Origin of the sequence: Sphingobium sp. UBA5915 (assembly GCF_002431195.1) — a bacterium.
Taxonomy (GTDB): Bacteria; Pseudomonadota; Alphaproteobacteria; order Sphingomonadales; family Sphingomonadaceae; genus Sphingobium; species Sphingobium soli.
Genome location: NZ_DJDV01000044.1, coordinates 1 through 1,179, shown reverse-complemented (window position 1 = coordinate 1,179; position 1,179 = coordinate 1). Strand labels below are relative to the sequence as shown.

Annotated in this window: 1 pseudogene; it reads left to right on the top strand. The window is 63.0% G+C overall.

What is annotated here, in order from left to right:
* Positions 1-1,179, top strand: a pseudogene (locus B2V90_RS06085) (DNA-directed RNA polymerase subunit beta); the annotation flags it as partial.

The window sequence follows — 1,179 nt, the reverse complement described above, 5'->3', positions numbered from 1 at the left end:
ACCAGACCAACCCGCTGTCCGAAGTCACCCACAAGCGCCGTGTGTCGGCGCTTGGGCCGGGTGGTCTGACCCGCGAGCGCGCTGGTTTCGAAGTCCGCGACGTTCACCCGACCCATTATGGCCGTATCTGCCCGATCGAAACGCCCGAAGGCCCGAACATCGGTCTGATCAACAGTCTGGCGACGTTCAGCCGCGTCAACAAATATGGCTTCATCGAAACCCCCTATCGCAAGGTGGTCGATGGCAAGGTGTCGGGCGAGGTGGTCTATCTGTCCGCCATGGAAGAGGCCAAGCACACCATCGCCCAGGCGAACGCGGAACTGACCGAGGATGGCGGCTTTGCCGAAGACCTGATCTCGGCGCGTGAAGCGGGCGAGTTCCTGATGGCGCCGCGTGATCACATCACGCTGATGGACGTCAGCCCCAAGCAGCTGGTGTCGGTCGCGGCCTCGCTCATTCCCTTCCTGGAAAACGACGACGCCAACCGCGCGTTGATGGGATCGAACATGCAGCGCCAGGCAGTGCCGCTGGTCCGCGCCGAAGCGCCTTTCGTGGGCACCGGCATGGAAGGCACGGTTGCGCGGGATTCGGGCGCGGCGATCACCGCCAAGCGCGCGGGCATCGTCGACCAGGTCGATGCGACCCGTATCGTCATCCGTGCCACCGGTGATGTCGAACCCGGCCAGTCGGGCGTCGACATCTACACGCTCCAGAAGTTCCAGCGTTCCAACCAGGACACCTGCATCAACCAGCGTCCGCTGGTGAATGTCGGCGACCTGATCGACGCGGGCGACGTCATCGCCGACGGTCCATCGACCGAGTTTGGCGAGCTGGCGCTGGGCCGCAATACGCTGGTCGCGTTCATGCCCTGGAACGGCTACAACTATGAAGACTCCATCCTGATCTCCGAGCGGATCGTGAAGGATGACGTCTTCACCTCGATCCATATTGAGGAGTTCGAGGTCATGGCCCGCGACACCAAGCTGGGTCCGGAAGACATCACCCGCGACATCCCGAACGTTGGCGAGGAAGCGCTGCGCAACCTCGACGAAGCGGGCATCGTCTATATCGGCGCTGAAGTGGAGCCGGGCGACATCCTGGTCGGCAAGATCACGCCCAAGGGCGAAAGCCCGATGACGCCGGAAGAAAAGCTGCTCCGCGCGATCTTCGGTGAAAAGG